The organism is Erysipelotrichaceae bacterium 66202529 (assembly GCA_017161075.1).
Classification (GTDB): Bacteria; Bacillota_I; Bacilli_A; order Erysipelotrichales; family Erysipelotrichaceae; genus Clostridium_AQ.
The window spans coordinates 1,926,540-1,952,334 of record CP046174.1; the positions used below are offsets into that span (position 1 = coordinate 1,926,540).

Genomic DNA, 25,795 nt, shown 5'->3' on the forward strand with positions numbered 1-25,795 from the left:
ATAAATGACATAATGAACGTTCTTGTGTATAATAAAGCACAGAGAAAGTGAGGACATATGATATGACATGGATGTGCAGTATTTGTGGATATACCTATGACGGTGAAGATTTCACAAAAGAAGCGGACGATTATCTGTGCCCGTTATGCGACAGTGGAAAAGAAAATTTCCAGCAGCGTGATCTGGCTACGGAAATCGCAGCAGCGACCAATCAGTTTTTTGCCGTTCAGGAAGAGGAATAGAAGCCTTCAGAAACTATGAAAAGGATGTCAGACCTTGTAAACAGGAGAATGACATCCTTTTTTTAATTATTTCTTATTTAATAGATATACGATTTCCTTTGCTTTTTCTCTATCCTTCTCATATTGCTCTGTACCGACCTGTGTTTTGTTTTCTGAAATATATACAGCTAGTTTAGAGCCATCTTTCATAATGATTCTAATTCCGACAAATAAATAGGGTGTTGACAGTATTCCGGTTGGCAAGCCTTTTTCAGGCATAAGAGCTAAGAATGGTTCCTGTTTCCCTTTTTTATTTGCTTTTTCATTTAACACTGCACATCTTTCAATATGATTTAGAGAAAAAGTGCCCTTTGTTCCATTTAAAATTTGAAAAGTTTTATTTTCAAAATCAAACTTTATACTATTATATTCTGTTTCCATATACATAATTTAAGGGGAACGGCTTTAAAATCTGGATATCGTATGGTTTACACCCTATATCTATGAAATTTACATCGCTGCTCTTTGTCTGATTGCCGAATGAATAGGAAACTCCTGAATATGATGGTTTGTCAGTTAATGTAGGTTGCATACTGTTTCCTCCTTTTGATATCGCCAGCTAGCTTAATATCTAAGTAAAGTGTAATACATATGCCTCTAAATTATAAGGCTATATCCAACTATAGAAATGTGATATAATTATAGTATTGGAATGTTTCAGAAAAGATTTTAAAGCATACATAATAAATCTTTGTTTGCGAAGTGCGAAAATATAAAGGCAATGATAAAGCAGCTTTTTCAGTATACTTCTAAACCTCGAATAGAAAACAAATGGCTAGTATTTTTCATCATTGTGTGATTGCCTCATACAGTCACATCTGTCCTTTTAGCTGCGTCCGGCGTATTTATAATCTTGTGATGCTGAAAAGACGGTAGGAGGGCACAGTAATGTTTTTGAAAGGAGCTGCTTATCAATCCATACAGCAAAGCTGTCTGGCGATATATCCTTGCTTGCGTGATTTTTAATGCATAATAGCTGTTTTACACGTTTGGTGTTCTCTTTTCAGGCATATTTCTTGACAAAGGAAAAACTGAAAGGGCATACATGGAAATAATTGTTGACAATGGGTGTTAGCCTGTGCTAATATTTGGATACAAAAGGTTAGTATAAACTAACAAAGGAGGCTGACATATGGTACTGACAAGTGCACCGGTTGGAAAAAACTTTCAAATTGCAAAGGTAAACGGCAAAGACGAGGTTCGCAGTCAGCTTGCATCCCTGGGCTTTGTAGAAGGCGCTGATGTAAGTGTAGTGAACGAGCTGAGCGGGAATGTCATCATCCATGTGAAGGATACACGCATTGCATTGGATCGAAGTCTGTCCAACCGCATTCATGTGAAATAGGAGGGAAACGTATGATATTAAAAGAAGTAAAACCCGGAAACAGTGTGACGATCCGTAAGCTGAATTCTACCGGATCCGTCAAGAAAAAGCTGATGGATATGGGACTGACAAAAAATACGGAAATTTATGTACGCAAGGTTGCGCCGCTGGGAGATCCCATCGAGTTAACTGTGCGCGGCTATGAACTAAGCATCCGTAAGGCAGATGCAGCACTGATTGAAGTGGAATAGGATATATTTTTTTTAAGAATTGAGTTAGTGTAAACTAACAAAGGAGGGAACTTATGAGAAGAATTGCATTGGCTGGAAACCCAAACTGTGGTAAAACAACGATGTTTAACGCATTGACAGGCAGTAATCAGTATGTTGGAAACTGGCCGGGTGTCACAGTGGAAAAAAAGGAAGGAAAGCTGAAGGGACATAAGGATATCATTCTTACAGATCTTCCAGGAATTTATTCCTTGTCTCCATATTCTCTGGATGAAGTTGTGGCAAGGAATTATCTGATTGAGGAGCGGCCCGATCTGATTATCAATATTATAGATGCGACCAACCTGGAACGCAATCTGTATCTGACAACACAGCTGCAGGAGACAGGGATTCCGGTGATTGCAGCATTGAATATGATGGATTTGATTCAGCAGGAAACTACAGAAATTGATACCGGACAATTATCAAGGCTGCTGCATATTCCGGTAATTGAGGTCTCCGCATTGAAGAACCGCGGGCTGGATGAGTTGATTGAAAAAGCGGTAGGTATGCTGAAAGATGAGGCTGTTCCATATGTCAATATATACAGCGGGATGTTGAAGGATGCCCTGACACGGATTGCTGAGCTTCCATCGATTCAGGAAAAGGGTGCAAGCACCTTCTGGTATGCCGTAAAGTATTTGGAGGCTGATGAAAAAGTCCTGACGGCAGCACCGCTGAATGGTCAGGACAATGCGGTTGTAGCAAAACTGCGTAAGGAGCTGGAGGCTGCTTATGACGATGATGCAGAAAGCATTATCACAAATGAACGTTATGCATACCTTGCCGGCATCATCAAGCAAACATATGTGAAAAGACATAGCGGCATGCGTATATCTGACCGTATTGATCATATCGTAACCAATCGCTGGCTGGCACTGCCGATTTTTGCAGTTGTCATGTATCTTGTATACTACGTATCGGTAACAACGGTTGGTACGTATGTTACCGACTGGACAAATGATGTGCTGTTTGGAGATATCATTCCTCCTGCCGTGACTTCCTTTCTGGAAGGCATTGGAACCGCAGGGTGGCTGGTTTCTTTGATTGTCGATGGTATCATTGCTGGGATAGGAGCAGTTCTTGGCTTTGTTCCGCAAATGCTTGTGCTCTTTCTGTTTCTGGCTATTCTGGAGGATTGCGGCTATATGGCACGCATCGCCTTCATCATGGATCGTGTCTTTCGTAAATTTGGCTTATCCGGAAAATCCTTTATCCCGATGCTGATCGGTACCGGATGCGGTGTGCCGGGCATTATGGCAAGCCGTACGATTGAAAGTGAAAAGGATCGCCGTATGACGATTATGACGACAACCTTTATTCCATGCAGTGCTAAGCTTCCCATCATCGCTCTGATTGCCGGGGCGTTATTTCAGGGAGCAAGCTGGGTCGCACCAAGTGCATATTTTGTCGGTATTGCGGCGGTCATCTGTTCCGGTATCATGTTAAAGAAAACACGCCTGTTCGCAGGAGATCCTTCTCCCTTTGTTATGGAGCTTCCTGCATATCATATTCCCAAAGCATTGAACGTTCTTCGCAGTATGTGGGAAAGAGGATGGAGCTTTATCAAGAAGGCGGGAAGCATTATCCTGCTGTCTACGATTTTTATCTGGTTTACCTCTAATTTCGGCATGGTAGATGGCAGCTTCACTATGCTGGAGGAAAGCCAGCTGAATGAAAGCTTTCTTGCAAATCTGGGCTCTGCCATTGCACCGCTGTTTGCGCCGCTTGGCTGGGGAGAATGGCAGGCATCCGTTGCGGCAATTACGGGTCTGGTCGCAAAGGAAAATGTTGTTGCGACCTTTGGGATTCTGTATGGATTTGGTGAAGTGGCAGAGGATGGTGCCCAGATTTGGGGAACACTGGCCGCAGGCTTTACCGTAGCTGCTGCGTATTCCTTCCTTGTATTCAATCTGCTGTGTGCGCCCTGCTTTGCGGCGATTGGAGCAATCAAGCGGGAAATGAACAATGCAAAATGGACGATTTTCGCAGTTGCATACCAGTGTATCTTTGCTTATGCGGTTGCCTTCATGATTTTCCAGTTCGCGACCTTCTTCACAACTGGAGTCTTCACGATTGGTACAGTGATTGCACTGCTTGTTCTGCTGGTGCTGCTTGTCCTGCTGTTTCGTCCGGAATCTAAACGACAGGTTGCCTCGGTGAAAGCAAATGCCAACGCATAGGCTGTAAGGAAAGGAGTTGAGCCATCATGGCTACACTTATCATATCGCTGCTTCTGCTTGTACTCATCGTGTTCGCTGTACGCTCTATTCGCAAGGATGATTCCTGCAGCGGAGGATGCAGTGGCTGTTCCAAAAGCTGCACACACGGACACGGGCTGTATGAAGCATACAAGCAGGGAGAAAAGCAAAACATTTAGAAAAGAGACGTTCTCTGAAAGGAGAGCGTTTTTGCTTTTTCGAAGGAACGCTGTGAAGCGGGATGATGACCACATTGCAGGAGGCGGCTTCACAGCTTTTTGCACATACAAAATCACAGCTCTTGCTTCTTTGTAACTACCCTGAAAAATTTTAATCCGCTATCAGAAGAAATAAAGCTACGAGGATGCAGGGAGCATAAGGACAGCACGCAAAAAAGCAATGTCAGACTGAATACATTGATACCATCAATCAGAAAGGAATACTACATATTGCCTGATTTCATAACGGTCTGCTGTACGATGTCCCTATTAGAGGAAGTGCTGTATATTGTATCTTGTTTAGATTACTCTCACTTATATCTATGTGATTTATATCAAGGATTAGCTTACAAGCCCCTGTAGCTGTCATATTGCAATATTTTCTTTCATATGCTGATACCTCTCTATTTTTCAAAGGACTGTAAATCGTACCTTCTTTGGATACTGTATAGTAATTTTCATTGATAACAGCATTTAGGAAGTGCATTAGGAAAAGTGTCTTGGGTAAAGACTGGCTGTATTTGTTTTATGACCTTTTCCACTCAATATGATTACATAAAACACTTTGTATTATTTGCCGTTTTTTTGAATAATTACAAACAAAACCATCACATAGTATAATGTTATGAAAAAAACTTTACATATGGAAATCAGACACATCGTATAATTTTGTGAAAAAGATTTGACAGTAAGCGATTTCAATGATATCATATCCCTGTAAAAAATGAATATTCGTGGTGTGTTACTGTTATAAATGACAGGCATTAACTATTCGAAAAGAAGACTTGCCATAGGGCGAGGTCTATCCTTTTGAAAAGTTATGCCTGTTTTTTTGCATTACGAACGATTCAAACAGAAAGGTAGGAGAAAAAATGGTAGGAATTATTCTGGCAAGTCACGGTGACTTCGCGAAAGGCATCCTGCAGTCCGGTGAAATGATTTTCGGAGTACAGCAGGATGTAAAAGCAGTTACACTGCAGCCTAGCGAAGGGCCTGATGATATCCGGGCAAAAATGGAAGAAGCACTCACTACATTTGAAAATCCTGAACAGGTTTTATTTCTTGTAGATCTTTGGGGCGGGACACCATTCAATCAGACAAGCGGATTGTTCCATGGACATGAAGCGCAGTGGGCTGTTGTAACAGGCTTGAATCTGCCGATGCTAATTGAAGCATTTGCTTCAAGAATGTCTATGGAAACAGCACATGAAATTGCTGCACACATATTCCGTGTGGCAAAGGAAGGCGTCAGGCTGTTACCTGAACAGCTGGAGCCTGTCGAAGAACAGCCTGTAGCTGAAGCGCCAAAGCAGCAGGGAGCGATACCGGAGGGTACGATTCTTGGCGATGGACATATCGAATACGTGCTGGCACGTATTGATTCCAGACTCTTGCATGGACAGGTTGCCACCGCATGGACAAAGACGGTAAAGCCGACGCGTATCATCGTTGTGTCCGATGGTGTGGCAAAGGATGCGCTGCGTAAAAATCTGATTGAACAGGCGGCTCCTCCGGGAGTAAAGGCAAATGTCGTTCCGGTTGATAAAATGATCCAGGTCGCAAAGGATCCGCGCTTTGGAGATACAAAAGCAATGCTGCTGTTTGAAACACCGCAGGATGCACTGCGTGCCATTGAGGGCGGCGTTGATGTAAAGGAGCTGAATATCGGCTCTATGGCACATTCCGTAGGGAAAATTGCTGTAAGCAAGGTATTGTCTTTAGGAAAAGAGGATGTAAAAACCTTTGAAAAGCTAAAGGCGAAGGGAATCCGTTTTGATGTACGCAAGGTACCGAATGATTCCAAAGAGAATATGGAAGATATTATAAAGAAAGCCAAAGCAGAACTGGCTTGATGAACAGGAGGAAAGCATAATGTCAATTATAACAATTTTACTAATCGTTCTTGTTGCTCTGCTGGCTGGTATGGAAGGTGTATTGGATGAATTTCAGTTCCATCAGCCACTGGTAGCCTGTACGCTGATCGGTATTGTCAGCGGACATATGAAGGAAGGCATCATATTAGGAGGCTCCCTGCAGATGATGGCCCTGGGCTGGGCAAACGTCGGAGCAGCGATTGCTCCCGATGCTGCACTTGCCTCTGTCGCATCCGCAATCATCATGGTACTGGGATTACAGGGAGGCGCAACCGATGTAAATACCGCTATTTCCACATCCATTGCTGTTGCTGTACCGCTGTCTGTTGCAGGGCTGTTCTTAACAATGATCTGCCGTACCATTGCAATTCCGATGGTTCACTTTATGGATGCCGCTGCTGAAAAGGGAAATATCCGCTCTATGGAAATCTGGCAGGTGCTTGCTATCCTGCTGCAGGGTGTTCGTATCGCGATTCCTGCTGCTGCTTTATGTGTTGTATCGCCAAGTGTTGTAACCGGTGTATTGAATCAGATGCCGGACTGGCTGTCCGGTGGTATGGCTGTTGGTGGAGGCATGGTAGCTGCTGTAGGTTATGCAATGGTTATCAATATGATGGCTACAAAAGAAACCTGGCCGTTCTTCGCTTTAGGCTTTGTATTGGCTGCCTTGAATCAGCTGACACTGATTGCACTTGGTGTCATCGGTGTTGTTATCGCTCTGGTGTATCTGAGCCTGAAGGAGCATGGTTCACAAGACGGTGGTGGAAGCAGTAACACCGGAGATCCGCTTGGTGATATCTTAAATGACTACTAATCTTGAAGGAGGAAGAAAACATGGAAAAAATTACATTATCTAAAAAAGATCGTTTGTCAGTTGCATGGCGTCATCAGTTCCTTCAGGGTTCCTGGAATTATGAGCGTATGCAAAATGGCGGCTGGTGCTATTCTATTATCCCGGCTATTAAAAAGCTGTATCCGAATAAGGAAGACCAGATTGCCGCGTTGAAGCGTCATATGGAATTCTATAATACACATCCATATGTATCGGCACCTGTTATGGGTGTTACGCTGGCGCTTGAGGAAGAGCGTGCCAACGGAATCGCAGTGGATGATGCTGCTATACAGGGTGTTAAGGTCGGTATGATGGGGCCGCTGGCCGGTGTCGGTGATCCCGTGTTCTGGTTTACCCTGCGTCCAATTCTGGGGGCACTGGGAGCATCCTTAGCATTATCCGGCAATATCATTGGGCCGTTGCTGTTCTTTGTGGCATGGAATGTGATCCGCTGGGCATTTATCTGGTATACACAGGAATTCGGCTATAAGGTGGGAACCTCCATCGTACAGGATTTATCCGGCGGTCTGCTAGGAAAAATTACAAGCGGAGCCTCTATCCTGGGTATGTTTATCATCGGTTCTCTTGTTCAGCGCTGGGTAAGCATATCCTTTACACCGGTTGTATCTACGGTTACACAAGCAAAGGGTGCTTACATTGAATGGGGAAGCCTGTCTAGTGGAATTGACGGTGTGCGTGAAGCCATTACACAGTATGATGCCCTAGGCAGTACCGGCTTGCATATGGAAAAGGTAACGACTCTGCAGCAGAATCTGGATCAGCTGATTCCGGGTCTGGCAGCTCTGCTGTTAACGCTGCTGTGCTGCTGGCTGTTAAGGAAAAAGGTATCTCCGATCGTTATCATCGTCGCATTGTTTATCGTAGGTATTCTGGCACGTCTTGGCGGCGTGATGTAACAAATATACACGCATATGGTTGGAAGCAGACAAGCAAGGGAGGAAAAGCGTTATGGTACAATCAAGAAATACAAAGGTGGATTACACAATCAAGGGGGTATCCTATCTGGGCTTAACCAGCTATGGAAGCATCATGGTTGGAGATAGAGCGTTTGAGTTCTACAATGAACGAAACGTGAAGGATCATATTCAGATTCCCTGGGAGGAAGTGGATCGGGTTGTTGCCTCTGTACTATTTAAGGGCCGCAGAATTTCACGCTTTGCCATTATGACGAAAAGCAGCGGTACCTTATCCTTCTCCTCACGAAACAACAAGGCTCTGCTGCGGGCAGTGAGAGTCTATGTGGAGGAGGAGCGTATCGTACGCTCGCTAAGCTTCTTCGATGTAATGAAACGGAATGTAACACACATATTTCGTAAAAAGAAGGGGGATCATGCTTCCTGTTAACAATATGCGATAGCTATAGAAAAGGGGTTCAACAAATATGTTGTTGCCCTTTTTCCGTGTAGGACGCATAAATTTGGTAACACATATACAGGCTTTACAGGAAATCAGAATTTGATTTTTCTTTACAATATCCCTTGAAATTGTTACCATATTATATATGGTTTATCTAACAAGGAAAGGAGTGTATGAACGCGTTCTTATGTGTTCATACAGGTTATATGAAGGATCGTATACTCAATGTGCTGCAGCGGGTGGGGAGAAGCTTTATGCTGCCAATCGCCATTTTACCGGTTGCCGGGCTGTTGCTGGGAATCGGGGAATCGTTAAGTAATTCCAATATGATAGCGGCTTATGGGTTGCAGTGGCTTTTAGGCGAGGGTACATTTTTACATGCGGTCTTAAAGGTGATGAGCAATGCCGGCAACAGCATATTTACAAATCTGCCGCTGATCTTTGCCATGGGCGTTGCCCTTGGAATGGCAAAAAAGGAAAAAGAAGTTGCTGTGCTTGCAGCAGCAATCAGCTTTTTTATCATGCATACCTCCATTGGCACCATGCTTGATATCAGTGGCATGGCACAAAGACTGCCGCAGGGTTCGGTGACATCGGTTGTAGGCATCACTTCGTTGCAGATGGGGATGTTTGGCGGAGTGATTGTCGGATTAGGGACTGCGGCTCTGCACAATCGTTTTTACAAAATACGTCTGCCGCGGATTCTGAGCTTTTTTGGCGGGACACGCTTTGTCCCTATCATCTGTTCTATCGTGTACTTGCTTGTCGGTATTCTGATGTTTTACATATGGCCAATGGTTCAGGGGGGAATCTATGCGCTGGGAGAGCTTGTCCGCAGCTCCGGTTATTATGGTACATTTCTTTATGGGGTTATCGAACGCTCGTTGATTCCGTTTGGTCTTCATCACGTGTTCTATCTGCCATTCTGGCAGACGGCAGTGGGAGGAACTATGGAGGTTGCCGGTGTCAGCGTGCAGGGAGCGCAGAATATATTTTTTGCCCAGCTTGCAGATCCAAACACAGTAAGCTTCAGTGTGGAGGCGACACGCTTCATGGCAGGGAAATTTCCCCTGATGATTTTCGGACTGCCGGGTGCTGCGCTTGCTATGTATCGCTGTGCCCGTCCTGAAAAACAAAAAATTGTTGGCGGCCTTCTGTTATCTGCTGCATTGACCAGTATGCTGACAGGTATAACAGAGCCGCTGGAATATACCTTTCTATTCGCAGCACCATTGCTCTATGTCCTGCACTGCCTTCTGGCAGGCCTTGCTTTCATGCTGATGCATATTCTGAAAGTCGGTGTTGGACTGACCTTTTCCGGCGGCTTGATCGATATGGTATTGTTCGGTGTTTTACAGGGAAATGCCAAAACCAACTGGATCATGATCGTTATTGTCGGTATATTTTATTTTGCCGTCTACTATCTGCTGTTTCATTATCTGATCATAAAATTTGATTATAAAACACCGGGAAGGGAATTGGAAAGTGAAGAAGTGAAGCTGTTCACGAAAAAGGATATGGCAGAGAAAAAGGATGCGGATAAGAAAGCAGAAAAAACCGTGAATTCATCGGATGCGCTGTCCTCGCTGATTTGTGCAGGACTTGGCGGAAAGGATAATATCATCGGTCTGGATTGCTGCGCAACACGGCTTCATGTAACGATGAAGGATACAGCACTTACGGATGATATTCTGCTCAAAGCTAGCGGAGCAGCCGGGATTTATAAGAAAAGCCGCGGTCTGCAGATTATATACGGCCCGCGCGTCACAATCATAAAATCTGATTTGGAGGATTATCTCTCTCGCCATACTACTGGTGAGGGCTTATAGCTTTAGGTTCAGGAAGGGGGTTTTTCATGTATACGGTTATGAAGGCATTAAACAATAACAGTGTGCTGGTGCAGGATGAGACCGGCACCTCCATGATTTTTCTTGGCAAAGGCATCGGGTTTGGAAAAAAGAACGGCGATTCTATAGCATGTGGAGCAGGCGTGGAGGTGTATCGCTTTACGGAAACCAATGATCATGGGGATGCAATGGAAATCATTCAGGGCGTAAATCCGTTGTTTATTGAGGTTGCCGGGAAAATTTTAAAGCTGGCGCAAATACGGTTTCATGAGGTGGATAAGAATATATTGCTGCCGCTTGCGGATCACATTGCTTTTTCCATCGAGCGTATGAAGGCGGATATGGATATATCCAATCCCTTTGCCAGTGAAATCGCATTGCTTTATAAAGAGGAATATGAGGTTGCTTTACAGGGGAAGGCGATCATTGAGGAAATGTGCGGCTATACCATTAATGAAGGAGAGGTTGGCTATATCACACTGCATGTCCATTCTGCCAGAGGTGAGGATAAGGTCTCAGAGGCTATGCAGACCGCGGTCATAATACGTGACAGCATTGAGGAGGTGGAGCGGGATTACAACATCACGATCAATACCAATTCCATGTCCTATACACGTCTCATGAATCATATGAAATTTCTGATGCTGCGTCTGCAGGGGAATGAAGAGCTGCAGATCGATGTCGGTGATTATGTATCCAAACAGTTTCCATATGCGTATCACACCGCACAGAAAATCTGTGAGGAGCTGCGAAAGGTTTATCAAAAGGATGTTCCGGAAACAGAAATCGGATATCTTGCTCTGCATATCGAACGGGTACGTACCAGCGAGCTGCAGGAAGATAAGGCATCCGCATAAACTTCGCCAGGACTGGATATTTCCTGCAGCAATTTATGGCAGATATGATATAATAGGGAAAAGGTTTATAGCATACGTGTATAAACTATGCGCAAGGCAGGGGATTGTGCAGGAGGCTGTTATGAAGCTGCCATCTGATCTGCCAGCCTGTGAAAAGCGCTAACCATGGCAGAGAAGCGGTTTCCTGCCACGACAGCGATATAAAAGGAGTACAAACTATGGATGAAATAATGAGCGGAACGCTCTTTGATGAGGAGCTGGAGGCAGTATGGCAGGATTTTCTTATTCTGTCTCAGCATCAGGGTGTTGAACTGCAGACACGGCTGAACAGGCTGATCCGGCTGCACAAGGAAGACCTGGATGATGCTGCCTATATGAAGCTCATGTATATGAAGGGAATCAGCTATGAGGAGCAGGAGAATAAGAATGCGGCGCGCTATTGTGCTATGCGCATGCGTTCTATACGGGAATGTATACAAAATCCCAGAAAAAAACGTCCACGCTTCCTCGATATACAGGGTTTCTCCTGTGATGCTGACATGGATTCCTTCATTGAGCGGTATACGGATTTTCTGGAGGATACCTACAGGGGCATTAACCGCCGTCTGCTGCTGATTGTAGGTGTTCTGTTTCTGATCGTTTTTCTGGTTCTGGTGCTTGTTCTTAAAATCTATATCGTGATTGCGGCTCTGGAGGCTTTGATGCTGGGAATGCTGACGTATCTGCTGCAGAAGCGCAGAATGCCGGATATCTTTCAGAAAAATCAGCTGAATGCCATAGAGAAATATGTTGAGGAGACTGTTCTGGAATTTGACCGTCCCATCCGCTTTTCCTGATCAACATATTGATCATACGTATATAGAGGAATTATCTGTATGCGTTTTTTTTACTGGAATCGGTGCATGGAAATGCGCGGATAGAAAACATCCCTGTATCAGTTAGAAGGAACTATGTAGAAAATGGAAGGAATCAGATATCCCTTCCGTTTTTTTTTATTTACAGCTTGTTTCGTTCATTTACGATAGCATCCCAGGTAGCCTTTCCGATCACACCGTCGATATTGAGGTCATATAAATACTGGAACTGCTGTACCATCGTTGTCGTTCTTGAGCCATACATGCCATCCACCGGGATCGGACGCAGACATTTGTTGGATGCAGCGATCTCATTTAGATATTCCTGCATTTTAAATACGGAAATGCCCTGTGCTCCGGAGCTGAGATAAAAGGTATTGCTTGCGACAGGAATATTGGTGGTAATCTGCAAATCACGCAGCTTATTCACGATGGAATCCCAAGTATCATTGCCGATTTCACCATCAATTGGAAGATTTGCATATTTCTGCCATTCCCGAACAGCCTGTTCTGTTCTTGTTCCGTATACACCATCCTGCAGGTTTCTGGTTGTGATAAATCCCTTTTCCTGCATCATATTCAAATATGCCTGTTGTTTATTTACGCCAATTCCGATATTTCCCGGTTTTAATGCCGCTTTTGAAATCATGTTATTACATCTCCTTTCCCTACAGTATATGGGGATTCGGGAAAAGGCCCTATATACTCGCCCAGCAAACATATCTTTCATCATATTTCTGTTGAAAATACTTTGAAACAAGTGTTTGAAATATTTTTCAGGAAATTTACAGAAAAGTGTTGCAATCTGTTCGCTTCCGTGTATAATAATACTATATTAACAACAACTGAGAACAGAAGTAGTACATTTCAAGCACTGCAAAGAGAGCCTGCATAACGGTGAAAGCAGGAGAGTGATGAGAAATGGAACGTGTCTGGGAGTTGAATTGTCGAACGCAGATATGCATGAGGCAGTTCCGTATGACCTGACGTTACAGGGAAAGCGTCGTTCGTTTATATATAACGAGCGGAAGTAAGGTGGTACCGCGAGCAATCGTCCTTTATTTTTGAAGGACGATTTTATTTTTATAGAGAGGAAGGAGATTTTATGAGTTTTAATATAACGATTATTCAAAGGTTCTGGCAGCTGCTTCTAAGCGGTGTGCCGGTCATTCTATATTTGTCTCTGGCATCAGCATTCTTTGGAACGCTGATTGGACTGGCAACCGTATTTCTGAGAAGGATGAACAAGGTGTTCAATGCCATCGTTGCGGCATATATCGATCTGTTTCGTGGAACGCCGGTCTATGTACAGATGTTTGTGATCTATTTCGGTATTCCTGGTCTGATCGGCTTAAATATCAACAACTGGGTGGCGGCAATCCTGGTGTTCTCCTTGAACTCCGGAGCGTATATGTCTGAAATTATGCGTGCGGGTATCGATGGTATTGACAAGGGGCAGATTGAGGCAGCTAAGGCACTTGGTGTTTCGGGAACAGACATCGCAAAGGACATCATCATTCCCCAGGCGTTTCGCAATGTGCTGCCGGCGGTGATCAATGAATTTATCACGCTGACAAAGGAAACATCCATCGTTTCCGTATTGGGACTGCATGATATGATGTACTGGTTCTATGCGGTCAAGAATCAGACCTATGCGGATTTTGAACCGCTGCTGATTGTGTTCCTTGTTTACTATATTATGAATAAGATTTTATCTCTGATTGGTAAAATGATAGAAAGGAAGCTGAAATATGATTAGGATTGAGCATTTATATAAAAATTATGGTGACAGTGTAAAGGTTCTGTTCGATGTCAATTTCACCTTTGAGGATGGAAAGACCTATGCCATTATCGGAAGCAGCGGCGGTGGGAAGTCTACGCTGATTCGTTGTCTGAATATGCTGGAGGTGCCGACTAGTGGTGATATCTATTATAATGATACAAAGATCAATGATCCGAAAACGGATTTAGCCAGCGTACGTGAGAAAATCGGAATGGTGTTTCAGAACTTCAACCTGTTTGATCACATGAAGGCGATTGATAATGTGACCTATGCCCTTCGTAAGGTAAAAAAAATGCCGGTAGAGGAAGCAAGGCAAAAAGGGATACAGCTGTTGGAAAAGGTGGGGCTGGGGCATCGTATCGATGCATATCCGCATCAGCTCTCCGGTGGAGAAAAGCAGCGCTGTGCCATTGCAAGGGCATTGGCGATGGAGCCGGATGTTCTCCTGTTCGATGAACCGACCAGTGCGCTGGATCCGGAAATGACCGGAGAGGTGCTGAAGGTTTTGCAGGATTTGAATCATACGGGTATTACCATGATTGTTGTTACGCATGAGATGAACTTTGCCAAGAAGGTGGCAGATTATGTAATCTATATGGATAAGGGCAACATTGAAGAATGCAGTAAGGCAGCAGACTTCTTCGAGGAGCCGAAAACGGCGCGTGCGAAGGAATTTCTGTCAAAAATGATATAGTAAAGGAAAGAGAGGAAATAGAAAATGAAAAAGCTTATTACTGGGATGATGGCTGTCGTTATGATGGCAGGACTTGCGGGCTGCGGCAGCAAGGATGATGGAAACAAGGAAGGCGGCAATACCGAGAAAAAGGAACTGACGGTGTATACGAATTCCGGCTACAAGCCATACGAAATGGTGGATGAAAAGGGAAATCTGTACGGTTTTGATATTGATGTGATGAATGAGGCGGCTAAACTGGCCGGCTATACAGTAAAATGGGAGGATGTTGATTTTGACGGTATCGTTCCTTCTGTTAAGCAGGGCAAGGCAGATATCGGTATTGCGGGAATCACCTATACGGAGGAACGTGCAGAGCAGGTGGATTTCTCTGAGGTATACTACGCAGGTGAGGATGCACAGAACTACGTGCTGACGATGAAGGACAGCGGCATGAAAAAAACAGAAGATATCAAGGGAAAGAAAATCGGTACGCAGATGGGTACGATTCAGGAGTCTATTCTGAATTCCTTACAGGATGAATATAAGCTGAAGCTGGATAAGAGAAAAGCATATTCCGATATGGTTCTGGAAATGAAAAAGGGTGTTATTGATGCCATGGTAGTTGAAAAAGCAGTTGCTGAGGAGCTGGCTGCCGACAACAGCGATTTAACCTTTTATAAATTTGAAGCAGGAGCTGAGCTGGCTGGAAATGCTATGATTTTTCAAAAAGATAACAAGCTGAAGGACGAATTCAATACAGCTATTCAGACCATGAAGGATAATGGAAAGATGGATGAGCTGGTAAAGAAATATTTTAAATAATGACCAAAACCGTATGCGTAAGGAAGGCAATTTCCTCCCTTACGGTACAAGCAGACAGGATGAACAAGGAAGGAACGCTCTACAAAGCTTCCTTCTTTTTCATTTTATAAATACAGCATATCTCCATTCCTGTGTGAGAAACGCAAGGAATGCTCTGCGTTTTTTTTCACGATAAGCTAAATTTTCGGGTTTGTGATATCGTATGACAGCTGTTGTCATATTTCTGTTATACAGTGTAAGTGCCCTGAATTATTTTCGTATGGAAAAATTCATTCGTATACAGGATAAACGTATTTTTGAATGCATTGTCTATGCAAAAAATGCAGATGTAAAACAGGTGAAGCTATCGCTTGCAAAGATCATATGCGAGGCTGCTTTCCTCATCCGCAATGTGCTTTTTGCAGTGATTTTCAAGCAGAAGCCCTGCTCAGGAAGCATTTCTAGACATCCAGGGAAGAAAAAGCTTGCATTATCAAAGCATTTGCCGTATGGTTAAGCTGTACAGGGGGAGACACCCATCACAAAAAGACGAAGGTACAAAGGAAAATAACTATGAAAAGAATAGAGGTCGTTGATGCATGCGGTGTTTTCATGCATAACACTTATGAACGCCGTGCAAGAGGACTGGTAAAAAAAGGCAGGGCGCAGTTTTTGACAGCATCCAAAATCTGTCTGCGGCCACTGCCGGAAAAATTGGAGGACTGGATGATGGAGACTATACAGAAGGAAGAAGTATTGAATCGTATCGATCAGATTTTACATCAGAAGGAGCATCTGCAGGAAGCATTTTCTGCCATTGAGAAAATACCGCAGGATCTGGATGAGCATACTTGTGAGCTGCGCACTAGGGCGATTTATGAGATCGTTGAAGCAAGAGAAAAAACAAATCGAGAGGTGCTGGCATTACTGCAAGCAATGCTGGATAAAAGCGCAGTACAAACCGATTGACAGAAATGACAATATCGTTTCCTGCATAAGCATTATAAGGGCGGCATGAGAAATCGTGCTGCTTTTTTTGTATACCTTGCAGTTTTTGTCGAAGGAAATACGGGCTAAAGGAATGCATACACACATAGGATAGAGTGAGGTGAAGCGGATGATCCGAGAATGTATCCTATGTGGGTTATGTATGTCGGCTTTCCTGGTGCCTCTGCAGGGGAAGGAAGAAGCCGTGCAGGGCGTTGTCCAGGTACAGGATGATACTGGCAGACCTTTACAGGGCGCACAGTTTCAGCTATACAGCTATGGGGAGCTGAAGCAGGAGCTCATCAGTGATAAAGCGGGAAATATTATATTGCACGATCTTGCATATGGAGAATACCAGCTGATTCAGACAGAGGCTGACTACGGCTATCAGAAAACTAAGAAGCGGATCAGCTTTGTATACGATGGAACACAAAAGGAAAAGCAAAGCTGGAAGGTGGTGAATAAACGAATGCGGGGGACAGTGAAGCTGCGCATTCGTACAGAAAACGATGAAGTGATACCAAATGTAACCATGCAGCTGCTGGATGCACAGGAAAAAAAGCTGCGCAATATAAAAAGCGATAAGAAAACGGTGGAATTAAAAGATTTGTCCATTGGAGCGTACCGGCTGCATTTGGATGAGGATGAAACGAGATACCGCCTGCGAGAGGATGTCACCTTTGCCATCACTCCTTATAACTATAATCGTGACTATGTGCTGACCCTGCATCTGGAACCGGTCGTAAAGCAGCAGGAGAGCTATACCTTTGCCATCCTTTTTATTGCTGCAGTACTGTCCTTGTTCTCCTGGCTTGTCTGGTTTTTTAGAAAACACAGTCTCACACAATTCCTCGACGATTTCATGGTATAATTTCTCCACATGAAAAAAAGGAGAAGCTATATGATTGAAGAACTTCTGAAATACAATACGGAATTTGTTGAGAATAAGCGTTATGAGCCATACCAGACAAGCAAATATCCCGACCGCCGTATGGCAATCGTGACATGTATGGATACCCGGCTGATTGAACTGCTGCCGGCAGCGCTGGGAATCCGCAACGGCGATGCTAAGATTATTAAGAATGCCGGTGGAGTTATCACACACCCTTTTGGCAGCGTGGTGCGAAGTCTTTTGATTGCTGTTTATGAGCTGGGTGTTGAGGAAATTCTGGTCATTGGACATACAGATTGCGGTGTTCAGCACATGGATAGTGAGGCACTGCTGCAGGATATGCGTAAGCGCGGTATTCCAGAGAGTGCCATTGCCTCTCTGCGTTATTGCGGAATTGATTTTGAACGCTGGCTGGAGGGCTTCGATGATGGCGTCGTCAGCGTACAAAAAAGTGTAGAGCTGTTGAAAAAACATCCGCTGATACCAGAGGATGTCCGTATTTATGGATTTATGATGGATTCCACGACTGGAAAGCTAAGCAGCGTTTCAGAAGAGGGATAGGGAAGCAAGCTCCTCTTGTGTCATGAGTGCTCCAGGAAGGGTAACGATATGGGAAGCAATGCGGTTGGCGAGCTGCAATGTATCCGGCCAGGAATAGCCCAGATTGCGCAAAGCGATGATGCTGCCGATATGGGCATCGCCTGCACCTATCGTATCGCATACGACCGCAGCGCGTTGTGATGGAATGTGTGTGCAGTGTGCCCCGTCGTACCAAAGACAGCCGTTTGCTCCGAGTGTGATGATAACGGTGTTCTGCGTGCGGTCGTACAAAGCCTTCGCTGCCTGTGCAGCAGTTTGACACCCGGTGAAGGTGCAGGCTTCCTCCTCGTTTAAATGCAAAATACAGTGCAGGGAAAAAAGCGTGTCTATATGTGTGGTTAAAAGCTTCGCAAAGCGCGGGCCTGGTGCGAAATATATGCGCAGGCCTTTATGGGTACACAGGTAGTTTAGAATATGGATGCCACTGGGCTCCTCCAGCTCCAGACCGCATACATAAACGGTCGTGATATCATAGGAATCCAGCAGGGAAAACCATTCCTTTTGGAACCGGTATTCCGCACCATGATAGCTGAGGAAGGTGCGTTCTCCGTTTGGCTCTACCAGACAGTAACAGCAGCCGTTTTCTTCTTCTGCTTCCAGCAGAATCGTGATGCCGTGCTTTTTATACTGTTTGCGGACAAAGTCTCCGTAAATACCGGTTCCGATTGGAGAAAACAAAAGCGGTTCGGTATGGAGCAGGCGGCACATCCAGGCCGCATTAAAGGCACACCCGCCCAGTGAAAGCGTCTGTGTCCCGATATTGATATCCTCCTGATGTTTTGGAAGATGGGGGAGCTTTATAATTACATCGGCAACACTGGAGCCGATGAAGGCTATCTGCTTTGTCATATTTATCACCATACGTATTATACCGTAAATCAGGCAAGGAGGGAATGATATGAATAAAAAACGATGTGCAACAGCCGCAGCAGGAGCAGCGCTGGGGGCTGCGTGGCTTTCCCATTATGAAAACCACTGTCTGGATGTATGTCATGTGACAGTACGCAATGCCCTGCTGCCTGCTTCCTTTGCAGGCTACCGTATCCTGCATATATCCGATTTGCATGCCGCACGGTTTGGCTTTCGTCAGAAAAAGCTGATACGGCAGCTTCGTATGAGTGCGGCGGATGGAATCGTTATTACAGGTGATCTGATTGACCGCTGCCGCACGACCAAGGAGCATCTGAAGCCAGTGCAGCAGCTGATTGAACAGGCAGTGAAGCTTGCGCCTGTCTATTATGTGCCGGGAAATCATGAAGCCGTATCCAGCGTATATCCCTATTTGAAACAGCTTTTGCTGGATCAGGGAGTGCAGGTGTTGGAAAACAGTAAGCTGGAGCTGTCACGCAATGCACAGACGATTTCGCTTGTCGGGCTGAAGGATAAAAAATTTTATCCCTATGAGTCGGAGCGCTTCCTGCAGAATCTGCATAATCTCATGCAGAGTGTGGAAACCCCGTTTTCCATCCTTCTGTCCCATCGTCCGGAATATTTTGCGGCCTATGCACAGGAGCAGGTAAGTCTTGCCTTCTGCGGACATGCGCATGGCGGCCAGATCGTGGTGCCCGGGCTTGGAGGATTGTATGCGCCGGATCAGGGAATCCTGCCCTCCTATACCGACGGTGCCTATGAGCAGCAGGGCTGTACCATGATCGTATCCCGCGGTCTGGGAAACAGCCGTGCCCCGCAGCGTATCAATAACCATCCTCAGCTGATTGTCGTAACTTTGCAAAATGAGTAAGGTGCAGTGCAGCCTGTGGCGTTCCTGCAGGGATGGCATGGACATCATATGGATTGTGTACTGTGTGCCGTTATCCTTTCTCGTGCGTCATGTACAGGCTGTGCATGGCGTTCTTTGTTTGCGTATTCATCATGCGTTTGCTATAATATGTCCATATGAATTTGCGAGGAATGCGCATTTGTGCAGAGATAGTGGAATCATAGGAAATGGAAGATATACATATGAAAACAATACGTGAATGGAAACAGGTTACCATAACCAAAAAAGGAACAAAAAAACTGCAGAGCGGACATCCTTGGGTATATGAAGGGGAAGTTTTGGCTCAGGAGCGTGATATACAAAACGGAGACATTGTGGATGTGTTTTCAGAAAAGGGCAGTTATCAGGGAAGCGGATTTTACAATGCTTCATCCCGTATCCGCATCCGTCTGATTTCCCGCAATGCCAATGACAATTTTGATGCGGATTTCTTTTACCGTCGTCTGCAGCATGCAATCAGCTATCGTGCAACAGTCATGGAGGAGGATTTTGATTCCTGCCGGCTGATATTTGGAGAAGCGGATCATTTTCCAGGCTTGACCGTCGACCGCTTTCATGATCTGCTCGTCGTACAGATTCTCTCCTATGGCATTGAGCAGCGTAAGGATTTGCTGTTGCCGATGCTGGTAGGCATACTGAAGGAGGATTACGGCGTAGATATACGAGGCATTTATGAACGAAACGATGTGGCGATTCGAAAGTTGGAGGGACTTGCGGAATATAAGGGATGGTATACGCATTCCACCTTGCCAGAGCATCCCAACAGCTGTGTGACTTCGATTTTGGAAAACGGTATCCGTTATGATGTAGATGTGGAAAATGGTCAGAAAACAGGCTTTTTTCTGGATCAGAAATATAACCGGGCAGCAATCGCACGCATCGCAAAGGGAAAGCATGTCCTGGATTGCTTTACCCATACAGGCAGCTTTGCGCTGAATGCCGCAAGGGGAGGCGCCAAACATGTGCATGCCGTGGATATTTCACAGACGGCTATTGACATGGCACAGGAGCATGCGAAACGGAATCATTTAGAAGAGCGCATGTCCTTTGAAACCGCCGATGTATTTGAGCTGTTAAAGGAGCTGAAAAAGCAGCCGCGTATCTACGATATGATTATTTTGGATCCCCCGGCTTTTACCAAATCCAGAGAAACCATATCCCATGCGGTTAAGGGCTATCGTCAAATCAATACGGCAGCTATGAAGCTGCTGCCAAGAGGCGGTTATCTGGCAACCTGCTCATGCTCACATTTTATGAATGAGGGCTTGTTTAAGAGCATGCTGCATGAATCAGCAGCTGTAGCAGGGGTGGAGCTGCGCCAGGTGGAGGCCAGACAGCAGTGCTGTGATCATCCTATTTTGTGGAATGTTCCGGAGACCGCTTATCTGAAATTTTATATTTTCCAGATTGCATAGCATCTGGCACAGGCTGTTCATACTAGAAACGAACGAGGTATTGAAATATGGTGCATATATATATGGATACGGAATTTGATGCAGTGAAAATAAATGGAAGGCATTGTCAGATGGTCGTATCTCTGGGAGCTGTTTTAAAATGGGAGGAGCATGAGGAAACCTTTTATTCTCTGGTCTGTCCGCAGAATTTTCACCGTTTAACAAGCGTTGTACGGAAAATGACACATTTACGCGATCGTGATATCCGCGCGGCTGAGAGCTTTCCTGCGGTATTGGCTGCATTTATGAAATGGCTGCAGCCATTTCATGGGGATGATTTTAAGGTATATAGCTTTGGACCGGATGATCGAAGAACACTGCTGCAGGAATGTGAACGGTATCATTGTGATCCGACTCTGTTTCAGAATATGATTGATTTACAAAAGCAGATATCCGCACAGGTGATCTATCAGCAGGTCATTGTTTCGTCTACGCTCTCTCTGGATGATTTAAAAACGGCGTATCTCATTGAGGGAACGGTGGAGCATAATGCACTGACGGATGCACGAGATCTGATGCTGATTCATCAGGCGTCCATGAAGCGAAAGCCGGATACAGAGGCTGTTTGCGGGATTGTGGAGCGTAAGCTTGCCAAGCAGCAGGAGGTCGCAAGAAAACAGCGGGAAAAGCTGTTTCGCATAATGAAGGAGCGCTTTTCCTCATATCCTTTTCTGCAATGCGAGGTGCTTCTGTTTCCTGAGATTGTTGAGCAGCTGCGCTTATGGGAAGAACGTGACCGTAATTTTCACATTACAATTCAAAAGGATACACTTACCATTGATGGCAGGGAACAGCTGCGTGCACATATCCGGATTCATATGAGGATTGATATTGAGCATGAGATTCCCAGTGTTACGCTGCGCTTTCAAAGCAGAGATACGACACTGGAGAAGAAATATCTTCTGCAATACCGCAATGCTACAATTGTCGAAAATATACTGAAAAGGATGCTGCAGCATGGAAACAGCTGAAAAGCAGGCACAGCTGCTGCGGCTTTATGTGCTGGAGCTGAAGGGATGTCTGCAGCAGATGGATGCCTTGTCTGTATTTCAGCGCAATCCATATCTGAGAAGTCCCAGGGCAAAGAAATTGTTAAATGATGTATGTGAAAGCATGCAGCATTGTCTCGATGCTTCTCTGATGTTTATGGCAGTGGCCTGCCGTACAAAGCTGTATGATGCAGCGGCGTTAAAGGGCTATCACGGCGCCTGCCAGATTCTTTTTGATTTTCAGGATGCGCTGCAGCGGCAGGAAATTCTGCATCTTCTGCTCGTGAGGGATCGCAGTGTACAGCGACGGCTGGAGCAATTTCTTACGGTAAGTGAACGAATGACCGGCATGCTACTGCAGCAGCATATGGAACAGGCCTCTTAGCTGCCTTATGGAGAAGCTATCTGCTATTTGTATTTATTTGTATCAAACTTTTGTAAATACATATGCAGGTATAGATAGGAAGTGTTCAAAAATCGTGGAATGCGTAAACGGTGAAGGAAAAGCCGTTTTTTAAACTATATGCGTATATGTAAAATTGCAGATAAATAGCTTGTCAGATAACAGCGTCAGTGTAATAATATAGATAATAAATAAGCAGAGGTGCAAGGTATGGCGGATTACAAATACAATGCGTGGAGCGTACAGCAGCTTCAGGATGAAATCCTGCGCGTACGTATGATAAATCTGGAGAAGGAACAGGAATTATGCTTTACACTCACAGAAAAAGCAAAGCTGAAAAATGATCATTCTGCACTTGCATTTTCATATACCTTTTTAGCTGATTATTATCTTGCTATTAGACATAACAAGGAATGCATCGCTTATCTTTCCCATGCAAAATTACTGAGTGAGGCCATGCATTATGATGAGCTTCTCGTACGAATTTATAATTTCTATGGCATGCTCTGTAATTCTATTTATGATGAAATAACAGCCCTGGATTATTATTTGAAATGTCTTGATACCGCTGTCAAGCTCGATGATGTTATTTTGATGGCAACAGCCTATAACAATATAGCGACCTGCTTTGATTTAAAGCATAATTACATTGAAGCAATTAACTATTATCAGAGGAGCTATGACCTGCTTCGTGCAGGGAAAAAGAATACGGCATATTCCAAAGCCGTATCCTTAACAAATTTATGTAATTGTTCATTCAAGCTGCAAAGGCTGAAGGATGTACAGCGCTATCTTGCCTGTTTCCAATCCATAGACCAAAAGGAATTTGTGGAGGGCATGGAGCTGTTATATGAATATTGTAAATTTCTGGTAGGCTATTTGAAAAAGGACACATCGTGTTACCGTCTGGCAGATGGTATGCTGGACTTACAGAAAAGGGTGGAGAACCGCCTGCTCGTGCATCAGATTATAACGAATATCTGTGATTTGTTTCTTGATAGGGATGAATGCAGCTATGCGCAAAGCTGTCTGGAAATATTGGCTGATATCAATAAGGATGATGATCTGAAATCAAAGAAAGAGCTGCAAAAGCTGATTGTCAAATATAATGAAAAATTTTGCAGTAAGGAAGAACAGCGGAAGGCTTACCGGGATTTTTATAAAATCATTTTGGCGATTGAAGATATGGAAACGGATGATTATAGTGCCGGGTTATCAGCAAAAATGGAGCTGTACCGCAGCAAGGCTGTACAGGTGGATTTGGAAAAGGAAAATCAGCTGCTGGAAAAACTGATGAGCCAGGATGATCTTACACAGATTTCAAACCGCCGCTGCTTTAACAATGCAATGACAAATCCCATACTTATGCAGGCGGATATAGTTGCCATCGCCATGCTCGATATCGATTATTTTAAGGAATATAATGATATGTACGGTCATCAGATGGGGGATCAGGCACTCATTGAGGTGGGTAATGTTTTGCGAAGTATAGAAAAAAGCGGTCATATTCGGGCTTACCGTTATGGCGGTGATGAATTTTCTATCATTTTTCTAAATCAGTGTGAGGATGAAGTAAAGAGAATCCTGCAGCTGGTCAAAGCCCGTGTTCTTGATAAAAAAATACCGCACGCCGCATCACATACCGGCTCTGTTTTATCTCTATCCTGCGGGTATGCTATAACACACGATAAGGGCGGGGATTTCACACAGCTTTTAAAAGAAGCTGACACTGCCTTATATAAAAGCAAGGAATTGCGTGTACGTCGCTAGTATGCAAAAAGATATAACAGCCTGTGGAAACATATGCTTTAAGATTTTATCATATTGCTTCTTATTATACTTCTTATATAAGAATAGGTAGTATCAAATGCTATGGATATAACCGGCATCCACTGCGTAAGGGATATATAGCTGAAGCCTGTAAGGAGGTATGCATATGCAGATGATTCGGTTGATCAACTTATCACTGGAGCTTTTCGGAGCATTGCTTTCCCTTGTGATTGCCTGCAGCCTACTGATTATCCGAAATACGGAAAAGGATCGCTGTCACACGCTGTTCCTTGCCATTCTGGTCTGCAACTGTTTTTTGCTGTTGAGCGATGCAGCCGCATGGGGCTTTAAGGGACAACTGGATAGCTGCTCCCGTGTCATTGTCCCACTGGCTAATTTTTTTGTGTTTACACTTGGCTATGTACTGATGCTTCTGTACTCCTGCTACCTGTATACCTATCTGAAAAAGAAAGCAACGATATCCAGTCGGCTATTGAGCATGATCTTCCTTCTTGTCACTGCTGCTGTTTTGCTTGTAATAGTTTCTTTATTCAATGGAATGTATTATTTTATAGATGCAGACAACTGGTATCACCGGGGGGATTTTTTCTGGCTATCCCAGGTGCTGGCGATTTTGTGCATGCTGGCAAACGGATGGTTTCTTTTATGCTATCGAAAGTATATGACAAAAATCGAATTTTTCTCTCTTTCCATGCAAATTGTCTTGCCCATTATCGCTATGGCGATTCAGATTTATTTGTATGGAATAGCACTGCTGTATATCGCAACCACGGTTTCCACTCTGATTGTGTATTTGAATATTCAGGCACAAATAGCAAATAGGATGCAGGAGAAGGAGCTGGCGCTTTTAAACAGCCAGCTTCATAATATGCTGGCCGTTATCCAGCCGCATTTCCTATGCAATTCGCTGACTGCCATTTCCCAGTTTTGTGAAGCTGATCCAAAAAAAGCCCAGCTTGGCATTCATGTTATGGCAAGCTATTTGCGTGAAAATGTCAATGCACTCGTCCATGAGGAAAAGATTCCATTTTCACAGGAGAAACGTCATATTGAGTTGTATCTTTCCTTGCAAAAGCTGCGGTTTGAGCATTTGATTACAGTCGTTTATGATATCGAAACGGATGCGTTTCTGATTCCCTCCCTGCTGTTACAGCCGCTTGTAGAAAATGCGGTATGTCACGGAATTCTGAAAAAGGAAAGCGGAGGTACTGTGCTTCTTCGTGTACGAAGGCTGAGCACTGAAATTATGATTCAGGTGTGTGATGATGGCGCTGGCTTTGATACTGCTAGATTGAACACTATAGGAAAGGAGCATATCGGCATCCGAAACGTAGAGGAACGCTGCCGGCTGCTGTGCAAAGGCAGAATGGAAATCCAGAGCAAGCCCGGTAAGGGGACAGCTGTTACGCTGTATCTTTCTAGGGACTGCTGTATGCCTGAGGAAACACAGCAGGAAAGTTTCGTGTAAATAAGGCAGCCTGCACATATTGCTGTTTACAGCCTCAAGCATAACCAAAACGGCTGCAGGAGCTAATACAACGCAATAAAGCCGCTTACTGTACAAATACGTTTTAATCATTTTGATATTAAACAAGAAAGGTTTAAACGGGCTGTATGATGGCTTTTCTGCTAAAAAAAGCATTTCTGTTATAGAAAGGCTTTTTTTGCATATACAGGATAACCAGCACGAGGCTCCCTCATCCTT

Annotated in this window: 28 protein-coding genes and 1 other annotated feature; of the genes, 25 read left to right on the forward strand and 3 right to left on the reverse strand. The window is 44.4% G+C overall.

The genetic code is table 11. The features are described from left to right. The first annotated feature begins 62 nt into the window (after positions 1–62). Positions 63–242 (forward strand): rubredoxin/rubrerythrin, encoded by a 180-nt coding sequence (locus tag GKZ87_09110; GenBank protein QSI25621.1) that lies wholly within the window; start codon positions 63–65, stop codon positions 240–242. 66 nt (positions 243–308) lie between these two features. On the opposite strand, the gene GKZ87_09115 is transcribed toward GKZ87_09110, so the two are convergent. Next, complete coding sequence (locus tag GKZ87_09115) at positions 309–662, reverse strand: hypothetical protein (protein ID QSI25622.1); 354 nt, start codon at positions 660–662, stop codon at positions 309–311. A gap of 751 nt (positions 663–1,413) precedes the next feature. Between GKZ87_09115 and GKZ87_09120 the strand changes: the two genes are divergently transcribed. From GKZ87_09120 to GKZ87_09170, 11 genes are all read left to right on the forward strand, one after another. Continuing rightward, positions 1,414–1,626, forward strand: a complete 213-nt coding sequence (locus tag GKZ87_09120; GenBank protein ID QSI25623.1) for a ferrous iron transport protein A — start codon at positions 1,414–1,416, stop codon at positions 1,624–1,626. Between the two features lie 11 nt (positions 1,627–1,637). Beyond that, positions 1,638–1,856 carry a ferrous iron transport protein A gene (locus tag GKZ87_09125; GenBank protein ID QSI25624.1) on the forward strand — a complete coding sequence of 73 codons (219 nt, stop codon included), beginning with the start codon at positions 1,638–1,640 and terminating at the stop codon, positions 1,854–1,856. Between the two features lie 53 nt (positions 1,857–1,909). Continuing rightward, the gene (feoB, locus tag GKZ87_09130) at positions 1,910–4,057 is read left to right on the forward strand and encodes a ferrous iron transport protein B (protein ID QSI25625.1); all 2,148 of its coding nucleotides are present in this window, start codon (positions 1,910–1,912) and stop codon (positions 4,055–4,057) included. Positions 4,058–4,083: 26 nt separating this feature from the next. Beyond that, a complete protein-coding gene (locus tag GKZ87_09135; GenBank protein ID QSI25626.1) occupies positions 4,084–4,254 on the forward strand; it encodes a FeoB-associated Cys-rich membrane protein in 171 nt (56 codons plus the stop codon). A 911-nt stretch (positions 4,255–5,165) separates the two neighbouring features. Further along, a complete protein-coding gene (gene manX / locus GKZ87_09140; protein ID QSI25627.1) occupies positions 5,166–6,146 on the forward strand; it encodes a PTS mannose transporter subunit IIAB in 981 nt (326 codons plus the stop codon). A 19-nt stretch (positions 6,147–6,165) separates the two neighbouring features. Further along, positions 6,166–6,981 (forward strand): mannose/fructose/sorbose family PTS transporter subunit IIC, encoded by an 816-nt coding sequence (locus GKZ87_09145; GenBank protein QSI25628.1) that lies wholly within the window; start codon positions 6,166–6,168, stop codon positions 6,979–6,981. Positions 6,982–7,001: 20 nt separating this feature from the next. Beyond that, positions 7,002–7,916 carry a PTS mannose family transporter subunit IID gene (locus tag GKZ87_09150; GenBank protein QSI25629.1) on the forward strand — a complete coding sequence of 305 codons (915 nt, stop codon included), beginning with the start codon at positions 7,002–7,004 and terminating at the stop codon, positions 7,914–7,916. Between the two features lie 52 nt (positions 7,917–7,968). Continuing rightward, entirely contained in the window at positions 7,969–8,364 is a 396-nt protein-coding gene (locus GKZ87_09155; GenBank protein ID QSI25630.1) for a DUF956 family protein, read from the forward strand. Between the two features lie 218 nt (positions 8,365–8,582). After that, positions 8,583–10,205, forward strand: coding sequence for a PTS glucose transporter subunit IIB (locus tag GKZ87_09160; protein ID QSI27929.1), 1,623 nt, complete (start codon positions 8,583–8,585; stop codon positions 10,203–10,205). 26 nt (positions 10,206–10,231) lie between these two features. Next, a complete protein-coding gene (locus tag GKZ87_09165; GenBank protein QSI25631.1) occupies positions 10,232–11,080 on the forward strand; it encodes a PRD domain-containing protein in 849 nt (282 codons plus the stop codon). A gap of 218 nt (positions 11,081–11,298) precedes the next feature. Beyond that, complete coding sequence (locus tag GKZ87_09170) at positions 11,299–11,916, forward strand: hypothetical protein (protein ID QSI25632.1); 618 nt, start codon at positions 11,299–11,301, stop codon at positions 11,914–11,916. Positions 11,917–12,076: 160 nt separating this feature from the next. Here GKZ87_09170 and GKZ87_09175 read toward each other — a convergent pair whose 3' ends face one another. Further along, on the reverse strand, positions 12,077–12,583 hold the full coding sequence (locus GKZ87_09175; protein QSI25633.1) for a peptidoglycan-binding protein: 507 nt from the start codon (positions 12,581–12,583) through the stop codon (positions 12,077–12,079). Between the two features lie 189 nt (positions 12,584–12,772). After that, positions 12,773–12,996, forward strand: a binding site (T-box leader). Between the two features lie 43 nt (positions 12,997–13,039). Here GKZ87_09175 and GKZ87_09180 point away from each other — a divergent pair. From GKZ87_09180 to GKZ87_09210, 7 genes are all read left to right on the forward strand, one after another. Then, the gene (locus tag GKZ87_09180; protein QSI25634.1) at positions 13,040–13,693 is read left to right on the forward strand and encodes an ABC transporter permease subunit; all 654 of its coding nucleotides are present in this window, start codon (positions 13,040–13,042) and stop codon (positions 13,691–13,693) included. Continuing rightward, positions 13,686–14,411 carry an ATP-binding cassette domain-containing protein gene (locus GKZ87_09185; GenBank protein ID QSI25635.1) on the forward strand — a complete coding sequence of 242 codons (726 nt, stop codon included), beginning with the start codon at positions 13,686–13,688 and terminating at the stop codon, positions 14,409–14,411. Before GKZ87_09180 ends, GKZ87_09185 begins: the two co-directional genes overlap by 8 nt. A 24-nt stretch (positions 14,412–14,435) precedes the next feature. Then, on the forward strand, positions 14,436–15,215 hold the full coding sequence (locus GKZ87_09190; GenBank protein ID QSI25636.1) for a transporter substrate-binding domain-containing protein: 780 nt from the start codon (positions 14,436–14,438) through the stop codon (positions 15,213–15,215). Positions 15,216–15,474: 259 nt separating this feature from the next. Beyond that, positions 15,475–15,711 carry a hypothetical protein gene (locus tag GKZ87_09195; protein ID QSI25637.1) on the forward strand — a complete coding sequence of 79 codons (237 nt, stop codon included), beginning with the start codon at positions 15,475–15,477 and terminating at the stop codon, positions 15,709–15,711. Between the two features lie 56 nt (positions 15,712–15,767). Continuing rightward, a complete protein-coding gene (locus GKZ87_09200) occupies positions 15,768–16,163 on the forward strand; it encodes a hypothetical protein (GenBank protein QSI25638.1) in 396 nt (131 codons plus the stop codon). A 148-nt stretch (positions 16,164–16,311) separates the two neighbouring features. Next, entirely contained in the window at positions 16,312–17,052 is a 741-nt protein-coding gene (locus GKZ87_09205) for a cell surface protein (protein ID QSI25639.1), read from the forward strand. Between the two features lie 30 nt (positions 17,053–17,082). Next, positions 17,083–17,634, forward strand: coding sequence for a carbonic anhydrase (locus GKZ87_09210; GenBank protein ID QSI25640.1), 552 nt, complete (start codon positions 17,083–17,085; stop codon positions 17,632–17,634). Here GKZ87_09210 and GKZ87_09215 read toward each other — a convergent pair. Continuing rightward, the gene (locus tag GKZ87_09215) at positions 17,620–18,522 is read right to left on the reverse strand and encodes a ribokinase (protein QSI25641.1); all 903 of its coding nucleotides are present in this window, start codon (positions 18,520–18,522) and stop codon (positions 17,620–17,622) included. The genes GKZ87_09210 and GKZ87_09215 overlap by 15 nt on opposite strands. A 49-nt stretch (positions 18,523–18,571) precedes the next feature. Between GKZ87_09215 and GKZ87_09220 the strand changes: the two genes are divergently transcribed. The 6 genes from GKZ87_09220 to GKZ87_09245 all read left to right on the forward strand — a co-directional run bounded on the left by GKZ87_09220 (position 18,572) and on the right by GKZ87_09245 (position 25,558). Next, complete coding sequence (locus GKZ87_09220; protein QSI25642.1) at positions 18,572–19,414, forward strand: metallophosphoesterase; 843 nt, start codon at positions 18,572–18,574, stop codon at positions 19,412–19,414. A gap of 221 nt (positions 19,415–19,635) precedes the next feature. Beyond that, positions 19,636–20,868, forward strand: a complete 1,233-nt coding sequence (locus GKZ87_09225) for a methyltransferase domain-containing protein (GenBank protein ID QSI25643.1) — start codon at positions 19,636–19,638, stop codon at positions 20,866–20,868. A gap of 47 nt (positions 20,869–20,915) precedes the next feature. Next, complete coding sequence (locus GKZ87_09230; protein ID QSI25644.1) at positions 20,916–21,878, forward strand: exonuclease; 963 nt, start codon at positions 20,916–20,918, stop codon at positions 21,876–21,878. Continuing rightward, positions 21,865–22,281, forward strand: coding sequence for a hypothetical protein (locus GKZ87_09235; protein QSI25645.1), 417 nt, complete (start codon positions 21,865–21,867; stop codon positions 22,279–22,281). The genes GKZ87_09230 and GKZ87_09235 overlap by 14 nt, the downstream gene beginning before the upstream one ends. Before the next feature lie 219 nt (positions 22,282–22,500). Then, positions 22,501–24,069 carry a diguanylate cyclase gene (locus tag GKZ87_09240; protein ID QSI25646.1) on the forward strand — a complete coding sequence of 523 codons (1,569 nt, stop codon included), beginning with the start codon at positions 22,501–22,503 and terminating at the stop codon, positions 24,067–24,069. Between the two features lie 160 nt (positions 24,070–24,229). Next, positions 24,230–25,558, forward strand: a complete 1,329-nt coding sequence (locus tag GKZ87_09245) for a sensor histidine kinase (GenBank protein ID QSI25647.1) — start codon at positions 24,230–24,232, stop codon at positions 25,556–25,558. Positions 25,559–25,795 lie beyond the last annotated feature (237 nt).